Annotated in this window: 29 protein-coding genes and 1 tRNA gene; 19 read left to right on the plus strand and 11 right to left on the minus strand. The window is 65.6% G+C overall.

What is annotated here, in order from left to right:
• The first annotated feature begins 202 nt into the window (after window positions 1–202).
• The 7 genes from ABZV44_RS19785 (at window position 203) to ABZV44_RS19815 (ending at window position 8,877) form a co-directional block, all read left to right on the plus strand.
• Window positions 203–1,579 carry an MFS transporter gene (locus ABZV44_RS19785; RefSeq protein ID WP_354838012.1) on the plus strand — a complete coding sequence of 459 codons (1,377 nt, stop codon included), beginning with the start codon at window positions 203–205 and terminating at the stop codon, window positions 1,577–1,579.
• A complete protein-coding gene (locus ABZV44_RS19790) occupies window positions 1,569–1,988 on the plus strand; it encodes a MarR family transcriptional regulator (RefSeq protein WP_354838014.1) in 420 nt (139 codons plus the stop codon). Before ABZV44_RS19785 ends, ABZV44_RS19790 begins: the two co-directional genes overlap by 11 nt.
• Window positions 1,989–2,025: 37 nt before the next feature.
• Entirely contained in the window at window positions 2,026–2,817 is a 792-nt protein-coding gene (locus tag ABZV44_RS19795; RefSeq protein WP_354838016.1) for an N-acetylmuramoyl-L-alanine amidase, read from the plus strand.
• 215 nt (window positions 2,818–3,032) lie between these two features.
• The gene (locus ABZV44_RS19800) at window positions 3,033–4,898 is read left to right on the plus strand and encodes an amino acid transporter (RefSeq protein ID WP_354838497.1); all 1,866 of its coding nucleotides are present in this window, start codon (window positions 3,033–3,035) and stop codon (window positions 4,896–4,898) included.
• A 174-nt stretch (window positions 4,899–5,072) separates the two neighbouring features.
• On the plus strand, window positions 5,073–5,978 hold the full coding sequence (locus ABZV44_RS19805) for a metal-dependent hydrolase (RefSeq protein ID WP_354838018.1): 906 nt from the start codon (window positions 5,073–5,075) through the stop codon (window positions 5,976–5,978).
• Entirely contained in the window at window positions 5,975–7,084 is a 1,110-nt protein-coding gene (locus tag ABZV44_RS19810) for a PDR/VanB family oxidoreductase (protein ID WP_354838020.1), read from the plus strand. Before ABZV44_RS19805 ends, ABZV44_RS19810 begins: the two co-directional genes overlap by 4 nt.
• A 23-nt stretch (window positions 7,085–7,107) precedes the next feature.
• Window positions 7,108–8,877, plus strand: a complete 1,770-nt coding sequence (locus ABZV44_RS19815; protein WP_354838500.1) for an SDR family oxidoreductase — start codon at window positions 7,108–7,110, stop codon at window positions 8,875–8,877.
• Between the two features lie 454 nt (window positions 8,878–9,331).
• Here the strand turns inward: ABZV44_RS19815 and ABZV44_RS19820 are convergent, their stop codons facing one another.
• The 3 genes from ABZV44_RS19820 to ABZV44_RS19830 form a co-directional block, all read right to left on the minus strand.
• Window positions 9,332–9,817 carry a hypothetical protein gene (locus ABZV44_RS19820; RefSeq protein ID WP_354838022.1) on the minus strand — a complete coding sequence of 162 codons (486 nt, stop codon included), beginning with the start codon at window positions 9,815–9,817 and terminating at the stop codon, window positions 9,332–9,334.
• 65 nt (window positions 9,818–9,882) lie between these two features.
• Window positions 9,883–10,929: a TerC/Alx family metal homeostasis membrane protein gene (locus ABZV44_RS19825; RefSeq protein ID WP_354838024.1), complete on the minus strand. Its 1,047-nt coding sequence runs from the start codon at window positions 10,927–10,929 to the stop codon at window positions 9,883–9,885.
• A 191-nt stretch (window positions 10,930–11,120) separates the two neighbouring features.
• Window positions 11,121–11,549, minus strand: a complete 429-nt coding sequence (locus ABZV44_RS19830; protein WP_354838026.1) for a nitroreductase family deazaflavin-dependent oxidoreductase — start codon at window positions 11,547–11,549, stop codon at window positions 11,121–11,123.
• A 132-nt stretch (window positions 11,550–11,681) separates the two neighbouring features.
• Between ABZV44_RS19830 and ABZV44_RS19835 the strand changes: the two genes are divergently transcribed.
• Window positions 11,682–12,059 (plus strand): DUF4234 domain-containing protein, encoded by a 378-nt coding sequence (locus tag ABZV44_RS19835; protein WP_354838028.1) that lies wholly within the window; start codon window positions 11,682–11,684, stop codon window positions 12,057–12,059.
• 72 nt (window positions 12,060–12,131) lie between these two features.
• Window positions 12,132–12,205: transfer RNA gene (locus ABZV44_RS19840), tRNA-Ile, on the plus strand.
• A gap of 386 nt (window positions 12,206–12,591) precedes the next feature.
• On the opposite strand, the gene ABZV44_RS19845 is transcribed toward ABZV44_RS19840, so the two are convergent.
• Window positions 12,592–13,068, minus strand: a complete 477-nt coding sequence (locus tag ABZV44_RS19845) for a hypothetical protein (protein WP_354838030.1) — start codon at window positions 13,066–13,068, stop codon at window positions 12,592–12,594.
• Between the two features lie 719 nt (window positions 13,069–13,787).
• Here ABZV44_RS19845 and ABZV44_RS19850 point away from each other — a divergent pair.
• The 6 genes from ABZV44_RS19850 (at window position 13,788) to ABZV44_RS19875 (ending at window position 17,298) form a co-directional block, all read left to right on the plus strand.
• Window positions 13,788–14,318, plus strand: coding sequence for a hypothetical protein (locus ABZV44_RS19850; RefSeq protein ID WP_354838032.1), 531 nt, complete (start codon window positions 13,788–13,790; stop codon window positions 14,316–14,318).
• Between the two features lie 222 nt (window positions 14,319–14,540).
• A complete protein-coding gene (locus ABZV44_RS19855) occupies window positions 14,541–14,720 on the plus strand; it encodes a hypothetical protein (protein ID WP_354838034.1) in 180 nt (59 codons plus the stop codon).
• 204 nt (window positions 14,721–14,924) lie between these two features.
• On the plus strand, window positions 14,925–15,221 hold the full coding sequence (locus tag ABZV44_RS19860; protein WP_354838036.1) for a trypco2 family protein: 297 nt from the start codon (window positions 14,925–14,927) through the stop codon (window positions 15,219–15,221).
• Between the two features lie 213 nt (window positions 15,222–15,434).
• Window positions 15,435–15,827, plus strand: coding sequence for a hypothetical protein (locus ABZV44_RS19865; RefSeq protein ID WP_354838038.1), 393 nt, complete (start codon window positions 15,435–15,437; stop codon window positions 15,825–15,827).
• 9 nt (window positions 15,828–15,836) lie between these two features.
• Window positions 15,837–16,748 carry an NAD(P)H-binding protein gene (locus ABZV44_RS19870; protein WP_354838040.1) on the plus strand — a complete coding sequence of 304 codons (912 nt, stop codon included), beginning with the start codon at window positions 15,837–15,839 and terminating at the stop codon, window positions 16,746–16,748.
• 181 nt (window positions 16,749–16,929) lie between these two features.
• Window positions 16,930–17,298: a YbjQ family protein gene (locus ABZV44_RS19875; RefSeq protein WP_354838042.1), complete on the plus strand. Its 369-nt coding sequence runs from the start codon at window positions 16,930–16,932 to the stop codon at window positions 17,296–17,298.
• Window positions 17,299–17,508: 210 nt separating this feature from the next.
• On the opposite strand, the gene ABZV44_RS19880 is transcribed toward ABZV44_RS19875, so the two are convergent.
• Window positions 17,509–18,132, minus strand: a complete 624-nt coding sequence (locus ABZV44_RS19880) for an ABATE domain-containing protein (protein WP_354838044.1) — start codon at window positions 18,130–18,132, stop codon at window positions 17,509–17,511.
• Window positions 18,133–18,319: 187 nt separating this feature from the next.
• Between ABZV44_RS19880 and ABZV44_RS19885 the strand changes: the two genes are divergently transcribed.
• The gene (locus ABZV44_RS19885; protein WP_354838046.1) at window positions 18,320–19,174 is read left to right on the plus strand and encodes an alpha/beta hydrolase; all 855 of its coding nucleotides are present in this window, start codon (window positions 18,320–18,322) and stop codon (window positions 19,172–19,174) included.
• A gap of 134 nt (window positions 19,175–19,308) precedes the next feature.
• Here ABZV44_RS19885 and ABZV44_RS19890 read toward each other — a convergent pair whose 3' ends face one another.
• A complete protein-coding gene (locus tag ABZV44_RS19890; RefSeq protein WP_354838048.1) occupies window positions 19,309–19,497 on the minus strand; it encodes a hypothetical protein in 189 nt (62 codons plus the stop codon).
• A 156-nt stretch (window positions 19,498–19,653) separates the two neighbouring features.
• On the opposite strand from ABZV44_RS19890, the gene ABZV44_RS19895 reads away from it, so the two are divergent.
• The 3 genes from ABZV44_RS19895 (at window position 19,654) to ABZV44_RS19905 (ending at window position 21,735) form a co-directional block, all read left to right on the plus strand.
• Window positions 19,654–20,379, plus strand: a complete 726-nt coding sequence (locus ABZV44_RS19895; RefSeq protein ID WP_354838050.1) for a DJ-1/PfpI family protein — start codon at window positions 19,654–19,656, stop codon at window positions 20,377–20,379.
• 327 nt (window positions 20,380–20,706) lie between these two features.
• Window positions 20,707–21,102 (plus strand): ester cyclase, encoded by a 396-nt coding sequence (locus ABZV44_RS19900; RefSeq protein WP_354838052.1) that lies wholly within the window; start codon window positions 20,707–20,709, stop codon window positions 21,100–21,102.
• Between the two features lie 102 nt (window positions 21,103–21,204).
• Window positions 21,205–21,735, plus strand: coding sequence for a cupin domain-containing protein (locus tag ABZV44_RS19905; protein WP_354838054.1), 531 nt, complete (start codon window positions 21,205–21,207; stop codon window positions 21,733–21,735).
• Between the two features lie 341 nt (window positions 21,736–22,076).
• Here ABZV44_RS19905 and ABZV44_RS19910 read toward each other — a convergent pair whose 3' ends face one another.
• The 5 genes from ABZV44_RS19910 to ABZV44_RS19930 are packed head-to-tail and all read right to left on the minus strand — an operon-like array spanning window position 22,077 to window position 25,289.
• Window positions 22,077–22,799 (minus strand): hypothetical protein, encoded by a 723-nt coding sequence (locus tag ABZV44_RS19910; protein ID WP_354838056.1) that lies wholly within the window; start codon window positions 22,797–22,799, stop codon window positions 22,077–22,079.
• 11 nt (window positions 22,800–22,810) lie between these two features.
• The gene (locus ABZV44_RS19915) at window positions 22,811–23,257 is read right to left on the minus strand and encodes a nuclear transport factor 2 family protein (protein ID WP_354838058.1); all 447 of its coding nucleotides are present in this window, start codon (window positions 23,255–23,257) and stop codon (window positions 22,811–22,813) included.
• A complete protein-coding gene (locus tag ABZV44_RS19920; protein ID WP_354838060.1) occupies window positions 23,244–24,197 on the minus strand; it encodes an aromatase/cyclase in 954 nt (317 codons plus the stop codon). The genes ABZV44_RS19915 and ABZV44_RS19920 overlap by 14 nt, the downstream gene beginning before the upstream one ends.
• A 28-nt stretch (window positions 24,198–24,225) precedes the next feature.
• Complete coding sequence (locus ABZV44_RS19925) at window positions 24,226–24,999, minus strand: SDR family NAD(P)-dependent oxidoreductase (RefSeq protein ID WP_354838062.1); 774 nt, start codon at window positions 24,997–24,999, stop codon at window positions 24,226–24,228.
• Window positions 24,996–25,289, minus strand: coding sequence for an acyl carrier protein (locus ABZV44_RS19930; protein ID WP_354838064.1), 294 nt, complete (start codon window positions 25,287–25,289; stop codon window positions 24,996–24,998). Before ABZV44_RS19930 ends, ABZV44_RS19925 begins: the two co-directional genes overlap by 4 nt.
• Between the last annotated feature and the right edge of the window lie 23 nt (window positions 25,290–25,312).

Raw genomic sequence — 25,312 nt, forward strand, 5'->3', positions numbered from 1 at the left:
TGATCCACCCAATCCATGCTCGCGCCATAGGAACTGACGTAGGCAGTAGCCCGTTCATTCGTGAACTTGTGACAATCGGCTGCCACCCGTGAGAACGCGCGGAATGCGCTGCGGGCTCGGATGGTCCGCCAACGCCTCGTGTGATCCGTGCCATCGGCGCGACCCCTTGCGCTGGGAACAGTTGTGTCTACACAATCGTTGTGTGCTTACAACTGTCGACGAGCTGAGCTCGCGCCGGAAGACGATCATCCTGATCACCTGCTGTTTGAGCTTGCTGATCTCGTCGATGGACGCGACCATCGTGAATGTCGCCATCCCCGCCATCCGCGACGATCTGGGCGCGCCGCTGTCGCGGTTGCAGTGGATCGTCGACGTCTACACGCTCACCCTCGCCAGCCTGCTCATGCTCTCCGGCGCGGCCGCCGACCGCTTCGGGCGCAAGCGGGTGTTCCGCATCGGGCTGCTCACCTTCGCGCTCGGCTCGCTGCTGTGCAGCATCGCACCGACCATCGACGTCCTGATCGGCGCGCGGTTCGTGCAGGCCATCGGCGGTTCCATGCTGAATCCCGTTGCCATGTCGATCATTACGACCACCTTCACCGGCCGGATCGAGCGGGCCCGGGCGGTCGGCGTGTGGGGCGCGGTGGTCGGCATCTCGACCGCGCTGGGACCCATGGTCGGCGGCGTGCTCATCGACAGCCTGGGCTGGCAGTCGGTGTTCTGGATCAACCTGCCCATCGTGGCGGTCGCGCTGGCGCTCACCACCGTCTATGTGCCGGAATCGAAGTCGGCCAGGCCGCGCGGCATGGATCCGATCGGGCAGGCGCTGGCGATCGTGGTGCTGTTCACCCTCGTGTACGGCCTGATCGAGCGGGAGCCCGCGGTCTTCGTGGTGTCCGCCCTGGCGCTGGCCGGATTCATCCGGCACGAGGCGCGCCACCCGTCGCCGTTCATCGACCTGCGCTTCTTCCGCAGCTTCCCGTTCTCCTCGGCCACCGTCATCGCGGTCTGCTCGTTCGCCGCGCTGGGCGCGTTCCTGTTCGACATGTCGCTGTATCTGCAAGGGACCCGGCACTTCTCGGCCGTCCACACCGGTCTGCTGTACCTGCCGATGGCGCTGGGCATGCTGTTCTTCTCGCCGCTGTCGGGGCGGCTGGTGGGCCGCTACGGCACCCGCCCGTCACTGCTGGCCTCCGGCATCCTCATGGCGGTGGCCGCGATCGGCCTCACCCTGCTGCACCCGGACACCCCGATCTGGCAGCTGGTCATCACCTTCGCGCTGTTCGGCATCGGCTTCGGCATGGTGAACGCGCCCATCACCACCACCGCGGTGAGCGGCATGCCGCTCGATCGCGCGGGTGCGGCGGCCGCGGTCGCTTCCACCAGCCGCCAGGTCGGCGTGAGTCTCGGTGTGGCACTGTGTGGTGCGCTCACGGGCGCGGGATTGTGGTGGACCATCGCCGGTTTCGCCGCCGCGGTCACCGCGCTGGGCGTGGCCGCCAATACCGACTGGGCGTACCGTTCGCGAGATCGCGTCGCCCCCCTGCTCGAACAGAAGGTCCCCGCTCATGCCGGATGACACGCCCACGACCGACGAGGTCTGGCGGCAGCTCACCCACCTGGTGATGGACACCCGCGACACCTGGAAGCGCGCGGTGGTGGAGCGAACCGGCATGCCGTTCAGTCGGATTCGCATCCTGCGCCGGCTGCTGCCCGGCCCGCTCACCGCCAAGGAGCTGGCGCGGGCGGCCACCATGGATGCCCCCGCCACCACGGTCGTGGTCAACGATCTCGAGGAGCGCGGCCTGGTGATCCGCGAGATCGACCCGACCAATCGGCGCTGCAAGCTCATCTCGCTCACCCGCGCGGGCCAGGAGGTGGTGGCCGAGGCGCTCGCCACGCCGGACCCGGCGCCCGCCGAATTGGCCGCCCTCACCCCCGCCGACCTGCGCACACTCCACGGACTCCTGCGCAAACTCGAACACTGACTTACCCGTTCGTGATTCAACCGTTATCGTTTGTCCCGTGCGACACCGAACCTGGAAGTCCCTCGCGGCCCTCTGCGGCGCCCTGCTGATCGCGGGCACCGGCCAGAGCCTCGCCGCCGCACCGGTTTCGGGGTCGCTCGCGCGCCCGGCGCCGGAAGCTCCTGTCCGCCCGCTGTTTCCGATCGCCGGCCAGACCGTGGTCCTCGATCCCGGCCACAACGGCGGCGGCGCGGCCCACACCGACGAGATCAATGCCCAGGTGCCCGACGGCCGCGGCGGCACGAAGCCCTGCAACACCACCGGCACCAGCGGCGACGACGGCTACACCGAGCACGAATTCAATTGGGATGTGGCCCAGCGCGTCCGCGACCTGCTCAGCGCCCGCGGCTACCAGGTGATCATGAGCCGCGACAGCGACACCGGCGTCGGCCCCTGCGTGAACGACCGCGGCACCCTCGGCAATCGGGTCGGCGCGGCGGCCGTGGTCTCCATCCACGCCGACGGTGCGCCCGCCGGCGCCCACGGCTTCCACGTCGCCTACTCCTCGCCCGCGCTGAACGACGCCCAGTCCGGGCCGTCGGTGCAGCTCGCCACGACCCTGCGCGACACCATGGTCGGCGCGGGCTTGGCCACCTCCACCTATGTCGGCTCGGACGGGCTGAACCCGCGGGCGGATCTGGCCGGGCTGAATTTCTCCGAGCGCCCGACCGCCCTCGTCGAGTGTGGGAACATGCGAGATCCCGGCGACGCCGCGGTCATCGAATCACCGGATGGCCGCGCGCGATTCGCGCAGGTCATCGCCACCGCCGTCGCGGCCTATCTGGGCTAGCACACCGGACTGTACGGCTCATGGCGCGGGCACTGTCTGCGCCCGATTTGCCGTGAGTACATTCGTCACGTCATTTACCGACCGATTTCGGGAAACCGGACCCACAGAGTTCCGGGGAGGACTCCTTGACCACGACCGAGGCACAGCCGCGCTCGCGCTTTGCGAACTGGCTACTAGAGGACGCGGGTGAACATCACTCGCAGATTCAGGGCCCGATGGCCAAGAAGGCTCCCAAGGAGCATCAGCATTCCTGGTGGAAGGTCATGTGCCTGACGGGTGTCGACTACTTCTCGACGCTCGGTTACCAGCCCGGCATCGCGGCCCTGGCCGCCGGCGTGCTGTCCCCGCTGGCCACCATCGTGCTGGTCGCGCTCACGCTGCTCGGCGCGCTCCCGGTGTATCGCCGGGTGGCCAAGGAGAGCCACAACGGCGGCGGTTCGATCGCCATGTTCGCCAACTTCCTGCCGAACTGGTGGGGCAAGATCTTCATCCTGGTGCTGCTGGGCTTCGCGGCCACCGACTTCACCATCACCATGACGCTGTCGGCCGCCGACGGTGCGGCCCATATCGTCGAGAACCCGTACGTGCCCGGGTTCCTGCAGGACCAGAACATGACCATCACCCTGGTCCTGCTGGCACTGCTGGCGGCGGTGTTCCTCAAGGGCTTCAGTGAGGCCATCGGCATTGCGGTCGGTCTCGTCGGCGCGTATCTGGCGCTGAATCTGGTGGTCGCCGCGGTCGGCATCGTCAAGGTGCTGCAGGCGCCGCACCTGGTGACCGACTGGTCGCATCTGCTCACGGCCAAGCACGGCAATATCTTCGCGATGATCGGCGTGGCGCTGCTGGTGTTCCCGAAGCTGGCGCTGGGTCTGTCCGGCTTCGAGACCGGTGTCGCGGTCATGCCGCAGATCAAGGGCGATCCGGCCGACTCCAAGGAATACCCGCGCACCCGGATCAACGGCACCCGCAAGCTGCTGACCACCGCCGCGCTCATCATGAGCGGGTTCCTCATCGTCACCAGCTTCATCACCACCATCCTCATTCCGGAGAAGGAGTTCGAGGAGGGCGGGCAGGCCAACGGCCGCGCGCTGGCCTACCTGGCGCACGAGTACCTGGGCAATGCGTTCGGCACGGTCTACGACGTCAGCACCATCGCCATCCTGTGGTTCGCGGGCGCGTCGGCCATGGCGGGCCTGCTCAACCTGGTGCCGCGCTACCTGCCGCGCTTCGGAATGGCCCCCGAATGGGCGCGCCAGATCCGGCCGCTGGTCCTGGTTTTCGCGCTGGTGTCCTTCGGCATCACCTGGTATTTCGACGCCAGTGTCGACGCGCAGGGCGCGGCGTACGCGACCGGTGTGTTGGTGCTGATCACCTCCGCGGCCGTGGCGGTGACCATTTCTGCCTGGCGCAAGCAGCAGTACTCGCGGGTGCTGGGCTTCGGCGTGGTGTCGCTCATCTTCGTCTACACCACCATCGACAACATCATCGAGAAGCCGGCCGGTCTGCATCTGGCCATCCTGTTCGTGGTCGCGATCATGGTGGTGTCCTTCGCCTCGCGCATCCGCCGGGCCTTCGAGCTGCGGGCCGTCGAGGTGATCTTCGACGAGAAGGCCTGCCAGATGATCGACCAGCTGGCAGAGCGCGGCGAGATCCGCATCGTCACCCACGACATCACCGATGGCCGCTCGCCCGAGGAGTACGCGGAGAAGGAAGCCGATCAGCGGCGCGAGAGCCACATCCCGGAGTCGGAGCCCATCCTCTTCCTCGAGGTCATCGTGAAGGACCCGTCGGAGTTCAGCACCACGCTGCACGTGACCGAGGTGGATGTGGACGATTACCACATCCTCACCGTCGAGGCCGCGGCCGTGCCGAACTGCATCGCGTCCATCCTGATCGCGATCCGCGACCGCACCGGCGAGTGCCCGCACGTGTACTTCGAATGGACCGAGGGCAATCCGCTGGTCAACCTGGTGCGCTTCATGTTCTTCGGTGAGGGCGAGGTCGCCCCCGTAACCCGCGAGATCCTCCGCCGCGCCATTCCGCGCCGCTCCCAGCGCCCCCACGTCCACGTCGACAGCTAGCTCCGCACGAGGGAGCTCTCACCGCGGGGAATCGGACGAATTTCCGCAGTGAGAGCTCCCTTGTCGTTTCGTACAGGGGATGGCTCGCAAATTTAGGTGTAACTCAGGGTTTCATGCATGCGTAGAATATTGCTACGCTCACGCAGCAAACGCGATACGAGACCAGGAGTACCGATGAAGCTACTTCCGAAGCTGGGCCGCCGACCGGTGACCGAACCCGGAGAGGTAGCCCTGCATGCCCGGAATGTGCAGTTCGATTGGTCCCGGACCGAACCGGTCTGGATGAAGCAGGAACCGATCGCCTCTCACCTCCTCAATGCCCTGAGCATGCTGCTGCCCGAAGGCGAGCGCATGTTCCTGGTGACCTTCGGCGAAGCCCTCGAACTGGTCAAGGACGAGAAGTTGCGGGAGGCCATGATCGGCTTCATCGGGCAGGAGTCCATGCACGCCGAGAGTCACAACGGGGCGCTCGAGGAGGTGCTGTCCGCGCACGGGATCGATATCGAACCCTATGTGCGGCAGACGGAATTCCTGTTCCGCAAGACGCTGGGCCCGAAGGCGGCGGCCAGTGAGGCGGCGCGGCAGCAGCAACTCGTCGAGCGTCTCGGCGTCATCGCCGCGCTGGAGCACTTCTTCGCCTTCCTCGGCGACTGGATCATCAACGCCGACCTCGAACAGTTCGACACCGATCCGCAGATGCTGGACCTGTTCCGCTGGCACGGGGCCGAAGAGGTCGAGCACCGCATGGTCGCCCACGACGTGGCCGAGTACTTCGAGATCGGCTATGTGCGCCGCGGTGCGCTCATGCTGCTGGTGTTCCCGATCTTCATCGCACTCATCCTGCGCGGCACCAAGTTCCTGGTGCACGCCGATCCGACGCTGCCCAACCACCGCTACCCGATGTTGATCGGGCGGATCTTCGCGGGCATGTGGCGGGGGTCGATTCCGGGGATCCCGTCGCTGCTGATCAGTGCGCTGTCCACCTTCAAGCCCGGCTACACCCCCGAGACCGTCGGCTCGACCGCGCAGGCCGTGGCCTACCTGGCGCAGTCCCCGGCCGCCCGGGCGCTGGCCTCGTGAGCTCGGTTCGTCCCGTCCCGGTCGCGCCGCCGCAGGATCTGTTCGGCAAGGGTCGTGCCGATCGCACCACGCGGGTGCTGGATTTCATCGCCGGGAGCCGTTTGCGCTGGACCACTTTCGTGAACCGGCGTGAGCCGGACGCACGGGTGGACGACTGGCGGATTCCGCTGGTCGTGGTGGAGCGCCGGGTGGAGGCGCACGACACCGATGTGATCAGCCTGCTGATGACCGCGCCGGACGGAGGCAAGCTGCCGGAGTGGCGGCCGGGCGCGCACCTGGATCTGGAACTGCCCTCGGGAAAGGTGCGGCAGTACTCGCTGTGCGGCGACCCGGCCGACCGGCACGCGTATCGCGTTGCGGTGCGGCGCATTCCGGACGGCAACGGCGGTTCGCTCGAGGTGCACGAGGGGCTGGCGGTCGGTACCCCGGTCACCGTGCGGGGGCCGCGCAATGCCTTCCCGTTCGTGCTGCCCGGGTACGGATCCTCCGCCGCGCGAGTGCATTTCGTGGCGGGCGGCATCGGCATCACGCCGATCCTGCCGATGATCCGGATGGCCGACCGGCTGGGCGTGGAGTGGAGCATGGTGTACGCCGGGCGGTCCCGCGACACCATTCCGTTCCTGGCGGAGGTGGAGTCGTTCGGCTCGCGGGTGACCGTGCGCACCGATGACGAGCACGGCATTCCCACGGCCGCGCAGCTACTGCCGGACGTCGGTCCCGACACCTCCGTCTACTGCTGCGGGCCGGTCGTGATGACCCACCTCATCGCCGACGCCGTGCGCGAAATGCCCGGCGTGGAACTGTATTCCGAGCGTTTCTCGCCGCCGCCCGTGGTGAACGGCACCGCCTTCCAGGTGGAGCTGGCCCGCACCGGCGAGGTCCTCGACGTGCCCGCCGACAGGTCGGTGCTCGAGGAAGTGCTGAAGGCCCGCCCGGACTCGTCGTATTCGTGCCGGCAGGGCTTCTGCCGCACCTGCGTGGTGCGGGTGCGCTCCGGCGAGGTCGACCATCGCGACACCGTGCTCACCGATGCCGAGCGCGCGGCCGGCGACATGCTCATCTGTGTATCCCGTTGCGGCGGGGACCGTTTGGTGCTGGACATCTAGCGCCGTCTCTCAACGAGGAGAAGATCGTGACCGATCAACCCACCGTCATCCCCGCCGCCGAACGCCTGGTGCGCAGCGGTGAATTCGATATCGCCGTCTACGAATACGGTGAGCCCTCCGCCGAGACCATCGTGCTGGTGCACGGCTGGCCCGACGACAACCACCTGTGGGACCGGGTGGTGCCGTTGCTGGCCGACCGTTTCCACGTGGTCACCTACGACACCCGCGGGCACGGTCGTTCCACCCGCACCGACCGCACCGAGGACTACCGGCTCGAGCACTTCGCCGCCGACTTCTTCGCCGTCGCCGACGCGGTGAGTCCCGATGCGCCCGTGCACATCCTGGCCCACGACTGGGGTTCGGTGGAGATGTGGGAGGCCGTCTGCGAGCCACAGGCCGCCGGGCGGGTCGCCTCGTTCACCTCGGTGTCCGGGCCCAACCTGGACCACCTGGGCGCGTGGGTGCGGTCGAGCCTGTCGCGCGGCAAGGTGTGGGGGCCGTTCACCCAGCTGCTGTCGTCGATGTACACCGGGCTGTTCATGACCCCGGGTGTGCCGCGGGTGGTGCTCAAGCCGCTGGGCACCGAGAAGATGTGGTCGCGCTTCGTCGGGCTGATGAACGAGACCTCGCCGGAGAACATCAAGCTCGGACCGGAATTCCGGCGCGACTTCTTCGACGGCATGCGCATCTACCGCGCCAATATCCTGCAGCGCCTGGGCGATCCGCGCGAGCGCCGCACCGAGGTGCCGGTGCAGCTGATCATCGCGCGCCGCGATGTCGCGGTGCGCCCGGCCGGCTACGACGACACCAAGGACTGGGCGCCCAACCTGTACCGGCGCGAGGTCGGCGGCGGGCACTGGCTGCCGTTCTCGCACCCGGAACTGCTGGCCACCTCCACCGTCGAGCTCATCGACTCGCTGCGCACCGGGGAAACGCCGCGCACCCTGCGCCGTGCCGAAGTCGGCCGGGAGCAGCGGCCTTTCGAGCACCAGCTGCTGGTGATCACCGGCGGCGGCAGCGGCATCGGGCGCGAGACGGCCCTCGCCTTCGCCCGCAAGGGCGCGGACGTCGTGCTCTCCGACATCAACGTGGACTCGGCCAAGGAGACCGCGGATCTCATTGCCGCCGAGGGCGGTACCGCGTACGCCTACCAGCTCGACGTCTCCAGCGAGGAAGCCGTCGCCGAGCACGCCGCCGCGGTCATCGCCACGCACGGTGTGCCCGACATCCTGATCAACAATGCCGGTGTCGGCGCGGCGGGCGACTTCTTCGACACTCCCGCAGCCGAATTCGACCGGGTCCTCAATATCAACCTGCACGGCGTCATCAACGGCTGCCGCGCCTTCGGCAAGGCCATGGCCGACCGTGGCCTCGGCGGCAGTATCGTCAACCTGTCCTCGATGGCCGCCTACACCCCCCAGCGCGGTTTCGCTGCCTACTCCACCTCCAAGTCGGCGGTCTTCATGTTCTCCGACTGCCTGCGGGCCGAACTGGCGGGCAAGGGCATCGGCGTCCACACCATCTGCCCCGGCATCGTGCACACCAATATCGTTGCCACCACCCGCTTCTCGGGTGTCTCCGCCGAGGAGGAGGCCGCCAAGCAGCAGCGCTACGACAAGCTCTACGCTGCCCGACGCTACGGCCCGGAGAAGGTCGCCGCCCAGATCGTCAAGGCCGTCGAGCAGGGCCGCGACGTCGTCCCGGTCACCCCCGAAGCCTGGCTCCAGTACCGCTTCAACCGCTTCGCCCCGGCCGTCGCCCGCTTCTTCGCGGCGCGGGTGAAGCTGACGTAGCGAGTACCCACTGTCGCGGGGGCTCACACCAGCGGTGAGCCCCCCAGAAAATGGGTTTGTCGGACCGATTCTCCCCGGCGTAGTTTTCGGCTATATCCCGCGGTCGGAGGGGCCGTGAGGTGGGGGAGGAGGCCGACGATGGTTGGCGGAATTATCGTAGTTGCGGTTGTGATCGCTCTGGTTCTCGTGACGGTTGTCGCCACCCGCGGCGAGCCTGACCGCCGCCGTGGAAGTCGCAGCCGGAGTTGGGGATACGGCTCGGCGGGAGGCGACTGGGGCGGCAGTTCGAGCGACGGTGGTGGCGGATGGTCCGACGGGGGCGGCGGCCACGGCCACGGTCATGGGTGCGGCGGTGGGCACAGCGGTTGCGGCGGCGGTAGCGGCTGTGGCGGCGGTGGTTGCGGCGGCGGTGGCGGCAATTAGCCGGCCATCGCGACGCCGGCCCGAGCGGCGGTCAGCCCGCCCGTAGCGCCGTCTCGATGGAGTGGACCCGCTCCGATGGGATGCCCCACGGATGGTCCACTCCCACAACGGTATCCAGGTCCCACAGCACGCATTTCTCGCCCGGTCGCGCCACGAACGACCAGGCGACCACCGTGCGCCCCAACTGCTCCGCCATCGGGTCACCCGAACCCGTGCCCTCGCCGTCGGGGAAGTGATGCAGAAACCGGCCGTACGCACTGTCGCACAACCGCGCATACCGCTTGGTGCACAGGATGAGCCCGTGCCAGGCCTCGTCCACCGCATGCGAGGGCATACCGATCACCCGATCGTCGCGCATCGCCGCTCCACAACAGCGCAACCATTGCCGCAGACCGGTTTCCACCAGCTCGCGCGGCTGCCACGGACAGGTCTTGAACACCGCCTCGGGAAGTTCCAGCGCATCCACGGCGCGATTGACCTGCTCGAGCCGAGGCGGCCGGGAACGGTGCAGCAGCATGGTTTCACGCTACGTCGGCACCGGCGCGGTTCGCGAGCGATATTCGCCGGTCCCTGCCGCGCGGTTCACTGCACGTCGACCGCGGTCTCCTCAGTGTGTCCCTTGTCGCCGCGGGTGGAGCGGAGGCTGGTGAAGGTGACCGTCGCGAGCACCACCACGATCACCAGTAGCGAGGCGGCCGTGGGGATCTGGGGAACACCGCTCCAGATGCCGTGCGCCCAGTGCAGGACCAGCTTCACGCCGATGAAGGCGAGGATGGCGGCCAGGCCGTAGGCCAGGTGCACCAGGCGGGAGAGCGCGGCGTGCAGGACGAAATACAGTGCGCGCAAACCGAGTAGCGCGAAGGCGTTGGTGGCGAACACCAGGAACGGGTCGCCGGTGACGCCGTACACCGCGGGCACCGAGTCGACGGCGAAGACGATATCGGTGGCCATGACCGCGCCGACCACCAGCGCCAGCGGGGTCAGGGCCCGGCGGAACTTACCGGGCTGGGCGGGATCCGCCTCGCGGACCACCATCCTGGTGCCGCGGTAGTCGTCGGTGACCGGCCAGATGCGGCGCAGCAGGCGCACCGACTTCATGGTGGCGACATCGAGGTCCTGCTCGTGCCCGCCGGCCGCGTCGGCCAGCAGCTTCACCGCGGTCACCAGCAGGATCATGCCGAACAGCAGGAACGCCCAGTCCAGGGTGGCCAGGGCGGCCGCACCGAGCGCGATGAAGATGCCGCGCAGCACCAGCGCGCCCGCGATGCCGTACAGCAGCACCCGCTGCGCCAGCGCCGCCGGGACCGCGAAGGCGGACAGCAGCAGCATGAAGATGAACAGGTTGTCCACCGACAGCGACTTCTCCAGCAGGTAGCCGGTGAAGAACTCCACGGCCGGGGTGCCGCCGTTGTTGAACCCCAGGAACACGCCGAAGGCGATCGGCAGGGCGATGTAGAAGACGGTCCAGGCGATGGCCTCGCGCATCGACACCTCGTGCGGGCGGCGGGTGAGCGCGAAATCGAGGATCAGCAGCGCCAGCACCGCGGCGATCGTCCCGCCCCACAGCCAGGGCGTCCCGACGCTGTCGATGGTGGTGGAACTCGCGAGAACGGACAGGGTAGGACTCATGGGACCTCCTCGGGCAGGGTAAACCAGCCGAGGTCTCCTTCACCTGCGTCTTCGAATGCCACAGTCGCAGGCAACCATCCGGGGGACGCGTCGGCGCGGCCCGTACTGACCGGAGTGATTCTTGGGAAGTACTCCCCTCAGGTCAGGAAGGATAGTCGACCCTTACCCGCGAGGTCCACCCGGCGCTGGTGTCAGCGCGGTGTGAGCACCACCACGGCGATCGGCCGCGAGGTCATCGTCTGATACTGGGTGTAGCGGCCCTGGTTCACCTTGTCGACGAGCTGGAAGCGGCGCGCGTACTCCGGATCGTCCGGATAGGTGGCCTGTGCGGTGACCGGAATCCGCTTGGTGCCGATCTGAATGTCACAGTCCGCCTTGGCCTTCACATTGGCCAGCCAGCCCGGCGGCCTGGGCGACCCGCCATTGGACGCGGTGACCAGGTAGTCCTTGCCGTCCTGCGCGTAGGTGAGCGCGTTGGTGCGCTCCTGGCCGGTCTTGCGGCCGACCGTGCGCAGCAGCAGCGTCGGGTTCCCGAACAGCAGCTTGTGGCCGACCAGGCCGTTGCTGTTCTCGTAGATCCACTGATGTGCCTTCAGCACGTTCGCGAACAGACTCGCCATCGTGATCCTCCCTGCGGTCGTGGACTGCCCCAGATTAACGCTTCACGATCCGGTCACGATCTTGTGGATACGTTTCCCGAGCCGGCTCACCCGGGATTACGAAAACTGCACGACGACAAAAGGATTCATCGCATGACCACCGCTCTCGCCACGCCGATCAAGCCCCGCAACCCGGTGCTGGTGTGGCTGGTCTGGCCGCTCATCACCCTCGGCATCTACTTCTTCGTCTGGTACTACAAGATCCACAAGGAGATGGCCGAACTCCGCCGCGACCCCGAGGCCCCGGTCGCGGGCCCCCTCCTGGTCATGCTCTTCCTCTCCTGGACCGGCATCGCCGCCATCATCAGCTTCTGGCGCACCGGCACCCGAATCCGCCAATCCCAGGAAGCCGCCGGCCTCGACGGCACCTGCAACCCCCTCCTCGGCTTCGTCCTGAACCTGATCCTCGGCCTCGGCATCCTCTACTACCAGCTCGAACTCAACAAGATCGCCGACCGCTACGCCGCATAGCGAGTCCAACTGGGCATCGACCCTCCCGAGGCGGTAGCATCTCGCGGAGCCCGCAGTGATCTGAAGCGGTCGGGGGCGGTAGCTCAGTCGGTTAGAGCCGTGGACTCATAATCCATTGGTCGCGGGTTCGAGCCCCGCCCGCCCCACAAACCCCCTCTGAGCAGGGGGTTTGCTCTTTCTGGAGAGGTTTCAATCTAGAACAGCGCTCTTCCACGAATAGATTATGGGAGGCGGAAGAGCCGAGCCAAGAAGACGATCGATGTGTACCTGCTGCACATCGGGTACTTCGCCGATCATCTACTCTCCGAAGCACTTCCGATCGAAGCGCCCGCCATCGCTCGCGACCACGTCGGTGGGTACATCGAGACGTTGCTGCGCGAACGAACCGGCGGACCGGCGAGCCGCTGTCGCCGCGATACGCGCGCAGCCAGTACCGGAGTCTCCAACAGTTCTTCAAATCACCACTATCGAATCGATTTGGGGCCAGTTGCGTGCCCTGCATCCGTTGTGATCGACAGGCACAGCTGGCTGTCTAGCCGGATCCTAGGTCTTTTCGCGCGGCCTCGACGAAATTGTCGATAGCGGTATCGTTCACGAATTTATCGATCGCGGCAACGCCGGCGTTGGCAAGGCGAGGCCAGTTCTCATCAGTCGCGATCTGATGGGTGCTGGCGTAGTTGAAGGTCGGAGCCAAGGAGTCGGGGCCTTCCCATAGCGCGCTCATTGCGGCGTTGATTCCATTGAGCTTTTTATTCGTGGAGGAGCTCATGACGATATACAGCATGGCCAAGCTGTGCTGATAAGGTACAAGCGAATCTTGCACTTTCGTCTCGACGCCTTGCAGCGTGTCGTTGTTCGCAGGGCGTCCCAGGACCCCTCTGAGCTCGCCTAATTTCAGTCCGAGGTCCATATAGGCGGTGCCGAAGTCCGTATAAGCGCGTAATCGGTCCGCCCTTATCGTCTGCTCACGCGCGAGCCTTTCTTGCCGGTCGATCTGGGTGCTGCTCACGTGCATGGAGGACCATGCGGAAACTCCGGACGACAACAGGGCTGCCACAGCGGCCAGGACTGCGACCGTCAATGCGTTACGTCCGTTGCGTGAGGCGACTTGGAGCTCCTGCTGGAGTGTGCGTGAAGGTGAGTTCGGCGGTTCAGGCACCTGTTGGGAGACAGCGTGGTCTGAGGGGTGAGGTCGAGATTCTTCGGTCGCCATGATGCCTCGATCCGGGAGCGCGGGGGCTTGGCAGAAGTCGCATGAGTCACCAGGCGTGCGACCGCACCTGTTCGAGAGCGGCGCGGTACTTCGAGTTGCACTGGTTCGTTGGCAGTATGTCCAGTGTCGGCCGGTCCGCTGGTTCTGCTCGGTTCCCACGCCGGAACTTTGCTGGGCCATCCCATGAGGTTGGCGCCGCCGGCCGAATCGGCAGCTCGTCGGTCTCGCGCACGAGCCAGCGCATGAATGCGACCACGCGCGTGCGTTCAGATTCGAGTCGGCGTCGAGCACGGCGGGGTCGACCGACGGTCACCAGGTGGGCTTGATTCTGGAAGAGGCCGCATCACCGCGAGACCTTCGCCCGAGAGCGAAGCCCTCTACCCGAAGAGCTGACCCCGGAAATATCGCCCAAGAAAGTTGGGGCCACAGGGGTTTTTTGAAGTGGGCGAATTTCACAGTTGGTGAAAGTTATGTTCTGTCGACCCCGAACGAAGGGGTGGGAAAGGAGTCCACCAATGCCCGCCGAAACTCGATCTATCCGCCGCATCGGTTGGGGCGCAACCACTTTGGCGCTGACAGCGACCATCGCCGCGTTGTCCGCGCCCACAGCCTCCGCCATCGGGCCGGTCCAGGTCTACCAATGCACGTCGGACCCGACGTCCTCGTCGTACCCGGGACCGCCTTGCGTCATACCGCCGTCGTATGTCGTCGGCCAGACCTACATGCTCGACTCGCCGATCACGCCCAACGTCAACGGGGACAACGCCTTCGTGTCCTTCTACGACAACGGACAATGTGTCGCGGGCGCTATCGCGCCGTCGGACACCGACCCCGGCCACCTCTTCGCGAATGTCCTCTGGGTGCCGACCACTGCCGGAACCCACAAGATCACCGTGAACCAACGAGGCTCCTCGTCCATCACGGTGACCGTGGTCGCCGCGCCGCCGGGGTCCGGTACCCCGCAACCGCCGACACAGTCCAGTTGCCATGGCAGCAGCGGATCCGGCAGCTCGAATCTCCTCAGCTCCGGTAGCGCCGGACTCTGATATGGGGCGTGAGGTCCAGATCTGCGAAAAGTCACCCCCAAGCCTGCCCGGCCGCCTTGCGGCTGGGGCCACCTTTGGAAGCAGCCTGCACCTGGTGACACGTTCCTTGACGGCGGGCCCGCTGTAGGGTTCATCGGCAGCGATGAAATCTGCTGTGGCGCACGGGTATAGGCCACCATTCCCGCTGATTGAGCGAGCGACCCACCGGACCGGAGCAGTGCGATGAACGAGCGTGTCGACCTGCCCTCGATACAGGTCCGGTGGTCGAACACCGAATCGACCTCATCGCAACTGTATCCCGGGCTGACCCACCGCAGCCCGTGTTCCTCGCTGGCCGCCGCGGGCGGGCGCACCGACGCCCTGCTCCGGGCGGACCCGCCAGCGGGCCCGCCCGGCAAGTGAGAAACCCTGCGCGACAACAGGACATGTCCACCGCCGCTGTGGCCCGACTGCCGCCCGGCGGCCATGAGCCTGAAGTTGGGGGTGGTGGCGAAACCGATCGGGATCCGGCGCGTCTCGAGGCACGTCGGGGCGGCGGTCAAATACTCTTGGGTTCGACCCTGGAACTGGCTTGAGAAATAACCGTCAAGCGAGAGGCATCGCGGCATGACCATTCCAGCCGATGGCAGAATCGAACTTTCGGACATGATCCGCTATCTCAAGTCCGAGCTGACCGCGGCCCAAGCGGGCTCGGGTGACGGATCCAAGTTGACGCTCGACGAATGCGCCATCGAGCTGAACATCGCCGTGAAAGACGAAGGCGAGGCGGGCATCAAGGCGTATGTCGTCGCCATCGGCGGCGGGATCTCCTCAGCGCAGACGCATAGGGTCAGCGCGAAATTCAAGCCCGCCGCCGCAGGCGATCCGAAGGAGTACGTCTTCGAGACCGGCAGCGGTGCATAGCCGTCCCAGGGGACCGTCAGCCCGGTGAAGTCCAAGGAAACCTGACATTGCCCTACGATTCACGGTCTCCCGGCGGTCACTGGAGCAGCGAGAACCGGGAGTTGCTCACTCGTCCTCGCCGCACCCGTACCGGGTGGCCGATGGTCGTTGGTCACACATTGTCGGCGCGTGCCGGCGAGCCGGCTCGCTGCCGGATTTCACGGGAGGCGCGGCATGACATCGACGTATAGGGGGAAGCCGTACTATCCAGCGTGGCTGGACAACCTGGCCGACGACGTAACCGGGGAAGGCGCCGCGTGGGACGGCGTCATCGAAGGCGCAGAGGCCGTCCATGAAGTCGTGGTCGCCGCCCGCGAAATATACGAGTTCCAAGACTTTCACTACGCCGGCCCGTGTGGCGAGAACAGTTTCCTCGAGGACTACACCTCATCTGTACGCGGCGTACCGATTCATGTCATCGTTCTGGTCACCTTCAACGCCGCCGGAAAGGCCCAGCGTCTCCTGGTGAACCACCGTCCACGCAGCTCATTGCTGCTGTTGTCCCGCGTGATGCTCGAGAGGTTCGCCGACACACCCCTTGCCAAGCACTGGGAAAACACACCGTGAGGAGCGGGTATGAATGCGCCCTTGTACCTGATCACCGGGGCGGGTGGTGGCACCGGTGGCGTGAGCCGGCAGGTGATCGGGCAATTGCGGGAACGCGGGGATCGCGTTCGCGCATTGGTGCACCGCGACGACGCTCGAGCTGAGCCGTTACGCGCACTCGGCGCTGATGTCGTGGTCGGAGATTTGACCGATCCACGAGATGTCGTCGATGCGATGGCCGGTGCCGATCGCATGTTCTTTTCGATGGGTGTCTCTCCGGACTACCTGCAGGCAACGGTAGTCGTCTGCGATGCCGCGTTGGAGTACGGCCGTCTCGAGGTGGTCGTGAACATGTCCCAGATGACTGTTTCTCAAATGACGCTGACCAGTGTGGGGGAGTCTCGTCAACATCGACTGCATTACCTCGCCGAGCACGTCTTGAACTGGTCGGGTGTCCCGGTCGTGCACATCAGGCCGACGGTGTTTCTGGACAATCCGATATTCACCGGACTCGCGGTACCGTCGCTGCGAGAGCGAAACCTGTTGGCCCTCCCCTTCGGAACGGGTCGTACATCACCGATAGCTACCAGCGACGTGGCTCGCACGATTACGGCAGTGCTCGTGGATCCCACTCACCGCATCGGCGACGTCTACGAATTGACCGGGCCGGCGCGTTTGGACATCGATGGCCTGGCCGCCGAGTACACCCTGGGACTTCACCGGCGGATTCGCGGCACCGACATTCCCCACGAAACCTGGGTCCGGGAGGTCCTCGAGCCCCGAGGTCTGCCCGCGCACGTCGAGCAGCATTTGACCACACTGGCACTGCTACACCGCGCCGGACGCTACGACCGAGCTACCGACGACGTCGAGAAGATCACGGGACAGCCGCCGTCCACGGTTGGTCAGTACATAGCCGAACACTCGGAACTGTTCTCATGAAGGACGCCAGGTACCGTGCGGTCGATCCGATGTCTGGGTGAATCTCAGGGTCGGATGTGAGTCCGGAGTCGTAGGGGGACAGCGACCGTAGGACGACTTGTTTCGCGACCCGTGAGTGATGTGGAAGCCAGTTCGGATCGGTGACGATCGAGGGGGTAAGCACATCGATGAAGGGATGTCCGTGTCCATCAATGAGTTTGATAACCATGGAAGCACCGGCACAAACAGCATGATCATCAGCACGATGAACGATCTGCCGGGCTATGAGGTGGTCGAGGTGCTCGGTGATGTCGTCGGCCTGACGGTACGCAGCCGGCACCTGGGGTCGCAGATTGGAGCCGGCATCAAGTCGATGTTCGGTGGCGAGCTCAAAGGCATGACGAAGATGCTCTACGACAGCCGGATCGAAGCCAGGGACCGGCTGATCGAGAGCGCTCAGCAACGCGGTGCACACGCCGTTCTCGCAATGCGCTTCGACGCCAATGACTTCGGCGACGGCGGCCAGGAGATTTGCGCGTACGGCACCGCGGTCAAAATCCGGAAGCGATAACCGGCCATCTCCAACAGCGGGTTCGTCAACCGTTCGGACCACACCGATTTCGACGAGCCCGACGAAAAGGACATCGGATATCTGGGCCGCCCGTAGACCAGGATGCGCGGCAGCACTTCCCGCAAGCGTGCCACGTCCGCTGCCTGCGGCGATCAACGAGTGAGCCTCGCCGGACGGTGCATCCGCTCGGATCGAAAGGCGCGTTGGGTTTTACACGGCGTCGGCGGTTGCCTTTTGCCGACGCCGATGCGCGGCTTGTTTGGCGCGATTGCCGCAAATGGCCATGCTGCACCAGCGGCGGGCACGGCTACGGGTGTGGTCGGCGAACATCAGAGTGCATCCAGGGCCTTGGCACACCTTGACGTAGGTGAAGTCCTCCTCGCATACCAACCGGGCCATCGCTTCGGCGAGGGGGAGCAGCAGCATTTCGGGGGACTGCCACCGCCGCACTGGGGCTAGTGAGAGGGTGCCGGGTACGTGCGCGACGATCGCACTGTAGCGGTGATCGCGCTCGAGCAATTCGTTGAGCGGGGCGAGCTCTTCGAGAACCGAACCGGCCAGCGGCGCACCTCGGTGCTCGCTCACGAATTCGCGGAACCATTCACGCAGGGCGCGCGCCTGACCAGCCAGGAGATCGATCTCGCCGGGCAGCGCCCGCTCGCGAATGGCGGTCAGCGCCTCCTCGGGCACCAACTGGGCCTGGCGGAGCCAGGCGAGCAGTCCATCGCCGTTTGCGAGCCAGTCGACGGGGGCGTCCAGCGGTGTGGCCACCGAATTGAGGAAGTCCAGCCCCGTTGAGTCTGCCAGGAACAGGGCGGGCATCGGCTGTGTCATCGGTTCTCCTCCCGATCGCAACGTAACCGCTCTAGATGGCTTTGACAAGTTACAAGGCCGGTGAGTAACCTTATCGGCAGCTTCGAGTAGGTTACGGCGATTGTCTGGATGCCGAGCTATGTGTTCGACACAAATGCCCGGGAGAGCAAATGACCCCGCATCCCCGAAGAAAGTGAGCTCCCAAGTCATGTCCGCGATCCGATATTTGCAGGCCGACGTCGATGGATTCCGCGTGTCCTACCGCGAGGCGGGCACGCCAGGAAAGCCCAAACTGCTTCTACTGCACGGCTTTCCGACGTCCAGTCATATGTTCCGCGACCTGATCCCCTTGCTCGCTCACGACTTGCACCTCATCGCTCCCGACCTGCCGGGCTTCGGCGGTTCGGACATGCCGCCGCACGAGCAGTTCGCCTATACCTTCGACCACATCGCCGAGGTGATCGACCGCTTCACCGAAGTAGTGGGCTTCGACCGGTACGCGATGTACGTCTTCGACTACGGCGCCCCGACCGGATTCCGGCTCGCCGTCGAACATCCCGACCGCATCACCGCCATCGTCTCCCAGAACGGCAACGCCTACGCCGAAGGGTTGAGCGAGGGCTGGAACCCGATCCGCGCCTATTGGGAGGACCCCTCGGACGCCAATCGCCAAGCGCTGCGGCAGTTCCTCGCACCGGAAACCACCCGCTGGCAGTACACCCACGGCGTATCCGACGATGCCCTGGTTTCCCCCGACGGCATCGCCCTCGACAACCACTACCTGGCCCGCCCCGGCGCGGACGACGTGCAACTGGACCTGTTCCTCGACTACAGCAACAACGTTGCCCGCTACCCCGAATTCCAGTCCTACTTCCGTACCTACACGCCCCGACTCCTCGCAGTGTGGGGCAAGAACGATCCCTTCTTCCTCCCTGCCGGTGCCGAGGCTTTCCGACGCGATCTCCCCGAGGCCCAGATCCGCTTCTACGACACGGGCCACTTCGCCCTCGAAACCCACGCGCACGACATAGCCCAAGCCATCCGGTCGTTCCTCTCCGTTTGAGCGGTAGCGGTCACTGGCGGCCGAGTATCGAATCCTCGAGACCCGCCACCTCGCCGAGGATCTCGTCCTGGGCTATCGGTCATTACCAGGTCTCGCGACTGTGAAACATCGCCCTTACCACGGCGCGGGTTGGGTCAGCTGTTGAGGAAGGCGAGCAGATCGGTTTCCAGCGCGGTGCGGTATGCGCCGAAAATGCCGTGGGGCGCACCGGGATACACGCGCAGTTCGGAAACGTCCCTATCAACAAAGAGGTTCGCTCGTGGAACCGGAGCAATCCGCCCGCCGACTACCTGTCCATGCTGCACCGCTTCGACACCGACCACGACATCCGCACCGCCGCCGTCATTCTCACCTTCCTACTGGTCATTGCCACGACCGCCCGCATGATCGGCGCACCGACGCGCCCACCCGCCCCTGCCTCGGATCGCACGCACTGACAACCCCCCCTCGGGGATGAGTAGGACTGGAGGAGAAGAGAATTGGAACGACGAGTCGTGTTGCGAGCGCTGATGGCTGCCGGCGGTGCCGCCACGTTCGCAACCACCTCGCCCAGGATCGGCGCACCAGAAGCGAAGGCGGACGGACAAGGCCCAGCCGGGCCTCTCCGCGTCCATATCGTCATGTTCGACGGTGTCGAAGAACAGGACTTCATCGGACCCTTCGAGGTGTTCTCGCTGGCCGCCATGCTCGCCGAGCGCGGCGTGGACCTGCGGTACGTGACTACCGGTCAACCCGGAACGATCCGCGCTTCCTACGGCACCGTCGTGCAAGTCACCGAACCGTGGGCGCCCCAGAACGCCGATGTGCTCGTCGTACCCGGCGGCGGCTACACGCACCGCGACGCGCCGGGCGTCTGGGCCGAGATCAATCGTGGCGTCCTACCCGAAGCTCTGGCAGCCGCGCCCCGCGCTGGACTGACGATCAGCTCATTGTGTACCGGCGCAATGCTTTTGGGCGCAGCCGGGCTGATCAACGGCCGCCCCTGTACGACCCATCACGGTGCTTTCGACACACTGAAACAACAAGGTGGCGTGCTTACGAAGGCACGCGTCGTCGACGACGGCGATCTGGTGACAGCGGGCGGCATAACTTCGGGGATCGACCTGGCTCTCTGGCTGGTGCGCCGCGAGCTTGGCGCCGAAACCGCGACCCGCGTCGAGGAGATCCTGGAATACGAGGCACGCGGGCCGATCTGGACCCGATGACCCAATCTCGATCCACCCGTTGACCCCTCCCTATCCTGGTGGGGGTTCAGTTCGGATTCGGAAAGACGAGACGCGAAATCCTTGACACGACAACGGATTTCGCGTCTCGGTGTGTTCTGGCAATGCGAACGGCATTGATGCGTATTTGTCAAATGCTCTGATTGAACGGTGGTTGTGAAAACTGCTGGTAGAGAACAAGCTTCGGCAGAATCTCGTGGAACCCGGCAGTCGCCCGCCGACATGGGACGACTAGTCACACCCCTAAGAACTATCGAGGCTAGGATGCTTGCGAGGGTAAGTGAGTCGACCACGTGAGGCGGCGAGCATATGGTGACCCAGGATAACGAACAGCGATCCCTGTACCTGTCTTATCTCGGGTACTGTAATGAGCACGATTTTGAGAGTATGGCGTCATTTTATACGCCGACCATCAAAGTCGATGACATCCCTATGGATCCAGCCGCTGTTACGGCGCAATTCTTGCCTCTTGTCTCCGGATTTCCTGATTGGCATTGGGAGATGCGCCACCTCGTCGTTGACGGCGACTATATTGCGGTGCACTTCACGGTAACCGGTACCCATCGGGGGACTTTTCAGGGAATTGAGGCGTCCGGTCGTCGGGTGACTATATCGGAGTTCACTCTTTATCACCTCGAAGACGGCAAGTTCGCCGAGGTCTGGGATTACACCGATATGGACTCGTTGATGAGGCAAATCGGGTAGCGCGAGGAACCGCTGACAGCCCGGCTGACGAAGCCGATACCGCAGACAGCTGACTTCGCTCCCGTCCATGTGGTTTGACTCCACCTCCTGGAAGGCAGGCCGATGACCCCCACCACACCCTCGTTCTTCGAGGCACAACTTCCCGCCCTCTCGAGCAGCGGAAGAGACGCACCGGCGTTCTGGATGCTCGATCTGCTGTGGATTCCGCTGCTGGAGGCCCATCAAACCGGGGGCATGTTTTCGGTCACCGAGCAGTGGATGCCGAAAGACTCTGGCGCACATACCAAGCACGTGCACAATGTCGACGAGTGGTTTTACGTCCTCGACGGCACCGTCGACTTCGAACTCGAGGGCGAGACGTCGTCGGGGCAAGATGGCGACTCGCTGTGGATTCCTCGGGGCACCGTGCACAGTTTCAATGTCACGAGCGATGTCTGCCGTGTGCTCAATGGCTATACCCCGGCCGGTTTCGAGCAAGTGATCAAGGGGCTCGCGAGACCGGCGCCGAAGCGTGAGCTTCCCCCGAGAACTGAAGAGCCGGCGCCAGAAGACATCGCGGCTGCACAGTTCCTGTTCAGCAACTACTGGACCGCACGAGCCGACGATCCCTGGGCGAAATTCTTCGTCCGTTGATCCCGCGCCCGCACCGCAGCCGGTGCGGGCCAGCCGATACCACCACTGGCAGTAGCGAGCCGGAACTCCTTTTCGAGGTCTGCGGCGGAGGTGACGTCGGAATCCGGCACCACCACGGTCATCGTGGTGACCACCCAACCCGAGAAGGCCGCACTCTGAGCGATCATGGAAGTGCGGCGTAGCGCGCAGCGGCTACGCGGCCAGGGACACCGACAACTCGGCATCGAGAGCGGCGGCAACTCGCTCGGAGGGTTGTCAACGTCGGCACCACATTGGTCGGAGCAGGCCCATGATCAAAGGAGCCGCAGGTCGGGGACCTGCGGCTCCTTTGTGGTTTGGGTCTATTTGGTGGCCGGTGGGGTGAAGGGCTGGTTGATGGTGGTGAAGTATTGGGCGGCGGCGAGGATGGCTACCGGGGCGGTGATGAGGAGTTGGCCGGCTACGGTGCCGAGGGGGGCGATGGCGGCGATGCCGCCGATGCAGCCGACGGCGGCGGCGGGGAGGAAGGGGCCGAAGAGGCCGATGATGGTGGCGGAGGCGGCGGCCGCGCCTGCTGCGCCGCCCAGGAGGCAGCCGACGGCGGCGCCGCCCAGGCCGCCTACCAGGGTGCCGATGGCGGCGCCGGTGACGAGGGTGGTGCCGAGGCGGGCCCAGGCGGCTTGTTCGCGGTCGTATTCGTTCTTCCAGGGGGCCTGGTTCTCGTAGGGGAGGGCAACGGGTTGGTAGGTTGCGTGGTCGAGGTCGAAGCGGGGGGTGAGGACGGCGGTGCGGTTCGTGATGTCGGCGGTGATGGGAAAGACGAAATCGTCTACGCGGAAGGATAATTCGGTGCCCGCGAGGGTGGTGCCGTCGGCGGCTTCGATCTTGAAGGTGCCGTGGTCGTTCACCAGGGAGCCGGCGTCGGTCGTGATGGTCAGCGCGCTGTCGGTGCGGACCGCGGTGTAGTCAACTTGGCCGGTGGTGCCGGAGTCGGCAGGCGCGGTATCGGATTCGGCGTGTGCGGTGGCGGGTAGGGCGGTCAGGGCGGTGGCCGTGAGCAGGGCGAGGCCGATGTTCTTGTGCAAGAGGATGACTTTCAATTCGGGGTGGTGAGGATGGGGTCGTGGGTGATGCTGCGTTCACGGACCAGCCACGAGGCACCGTGCGGAACGAGGTGATCGCGGATATCGGTGCTCAGGTGCAGCCGCGGGGACTGCCCGGGGCCGGCTTCGACGACCAGGGAGTAGAAGCGGGTGCGGACGGTTCCTGTTGCCGCGCCGTCATCTTCGATGGTCAGGTTGCCCAGCCAATGGCGGCGCACGAGGCCCGCGGCGCGGAGTCGCTCCGCGGTGCGGCGTAGCCCGTCGGCGATCTCGGCCCGCCCCGTGTGGATGGCGGCCCGCTGCGGATGGATCAACAGCCCGTCGGGTTCGAACTCGGCCGCCCATTCGTCGACGCGCCCGTCGTCGAGCCGGCGCAGGTGCGCGGCATAGAACTGCTGGAGGTCGACATAGAGCTGGCGGGTGCGGTCAGCGTCGGACATCGGAGCCCCGTTCGGTGGATTCGGCCCATTTCTTCGCGTTCTCGAGGGTGGACAGGGAATTGCGGCCCAGGGCGTTTCGAATGAAGGCCGTGGCATCGGCGAGGGTCTTGCCCGTGCCGAGGATCGCGGGGATCGCCTCGGTGATGAGGGCGACGGTGTGCTCGGAGGTCGCGAGCGTTCCCCCGTCGCGCGGTGTGAAACTCCAGCGACCGCGGTGTAGGGAGAGCAGCGCGGGCAGCCGCGTCTGCTTGTAGACGATGTCGCCGGAGTCGAGGACCACGCGCCACGAGGCGGTGGTGTGGACGTCCCCCTCCGGTGTCCGGGTGTCCAGGCTCAGGAACTGGTGTCCGGGTACCGGTTCGGTGAGGGTGACGGCGTCGACGTGGGCGAGTCGCTCCGCCCACAGGTCGGCGCGGTCGATGAATTCCCGGACCCGCGCCGGTTCGGCGTCGATCCACAGCGAGTCCGCGAAGGTGACGGTGGCCTCGGGTCGCCGGGCCAGCGCCTCCGCTGCGGACTTGAGCGATTCGAGCTCCCGGGTCGAGTTGGTGTCGACCGCGGCCTCGATCCATTCCCGGGCTCCCGCGCTGTCGTCGGGAGAGAAGCTGTGCAGCAACAGCACTCGGCTGTTGTCGGCGTCGATCTCCTGCACCACCCATTCCCCGCTCATGGAGGCGACCGGGGGAGCGGAGACCACCTGCCGGAAGGTGATCCGGCGCTGTTCGGGGTCGAAGGTGCGGCGTGAGGTCCAGGTCTTCAGCGACTCGTTCGCGGTGGCCCACAGCCGGATGTGATCGCCGGAGGCGTCGTGCTCGAGGGTCTCGGCGTGGATTGTCGGCGGAAAGATGTCGGGCCAGTTGACGACCGACCGCAACGCGTCGTGCACGGCCTGGGCCGGCGCCGCGATCGTGATGGCGTGTTCGGTGTGATGGAGGCTCATCCGAGCCACCTCCCAATCTGTCGGTGGCTCAGTAGTTGCCCAGTCCGCCGCAGACATTGATGGCCTGCGCGGTGATCGGCGCGGCGGCGGGCGTGGTGAGATAGCCGACCAGTCCCGCGACCTCCAGCGGAGTCGAATACCGTCCCAGCGGGATCTTGGCCTCGAACTTCTCGAGCACGGCGGCCTCGGTGGTGTTCCACACCTCGGCGTAGCCGCGCCGGACCCGTTCGGCCAGTGGGGTTTCGACGTATCCGGGGCAGACGGCGTTGACCGTCACCCCGGTCTTGGCCAGTTCCAGTCCGAGCGCCTTGGTGAATCCGATGACGCCATGCTTCGACGCCGAATAGGGTGCGCCGAGCACCACGCCCTGCTTGCCGCCGGTCGACGCGATATTGATGATGCGGCCGTCCTGGGCGTCGAGAATTCCTCCGTGCGACAACACTTCTCGCGTCACCCGGAAGGTTCCGGTCAGGTTGATGTCGAGCACGTCCTGCCACAGCGAGTCGTCGATGTCCCGGGTGACGCCGCCGCCGTTGCGGCCCGCGTTGTTGACCAGCACCGTGACCGGTCCGAACCGCGCGACCGCCGCCGCGACGAAGGCCCGCACGTCGTCGGTCGATCGGACATCGGCGGCGATGCCGTCGATGGTGATGCCTTCGGCGCTCAGCTCCTCGACCGTGCTCTTGACCCTCTCCGCATCGCGGGCGTTGATGAAGACCTGATATCCGGCCAGACCCAGCGTGCGGGCGATCTCGAGGCCGATTCCGCTGGTGGCGCCGGTGACAATGGCGTGCTTGCTCATGCGAGTGCTCCTGAGGATGGATCGGAGGCACCGGCGTCCTGGCCGGCGCCCTCCGCGAGGGTGGTATTGACCAGTTCGAGAAAATCTCGAACGGTCACGGCGTCGATCACCGAACTGTCGAGAAGCTTTATCCCGTAACGGATTTCGATCTGGTTGGACAATTCCAGGACCGCGAGGGAGTCGTATCCCAGGTCCTCGAATGAGCGATCGGTGATGTCTCCGCTCAGGTCGATGGTCTCGTCTTCGCCGGCGACCCGCTGCAGTACCTCGCGCAGCTGATCGGTGGTCACGGCTGGGTTGGCAGACACCATGT

Origin of the sequence: Nocardia sp. NPDC004860, assembly GCF_040609015.1 — a bacterium.
Taxonomy (GTDB): Bacteria; Actinomycetota; Actinomycetes; order Mycobacteriales; family Mycobacteriaceae; genus Nocardia.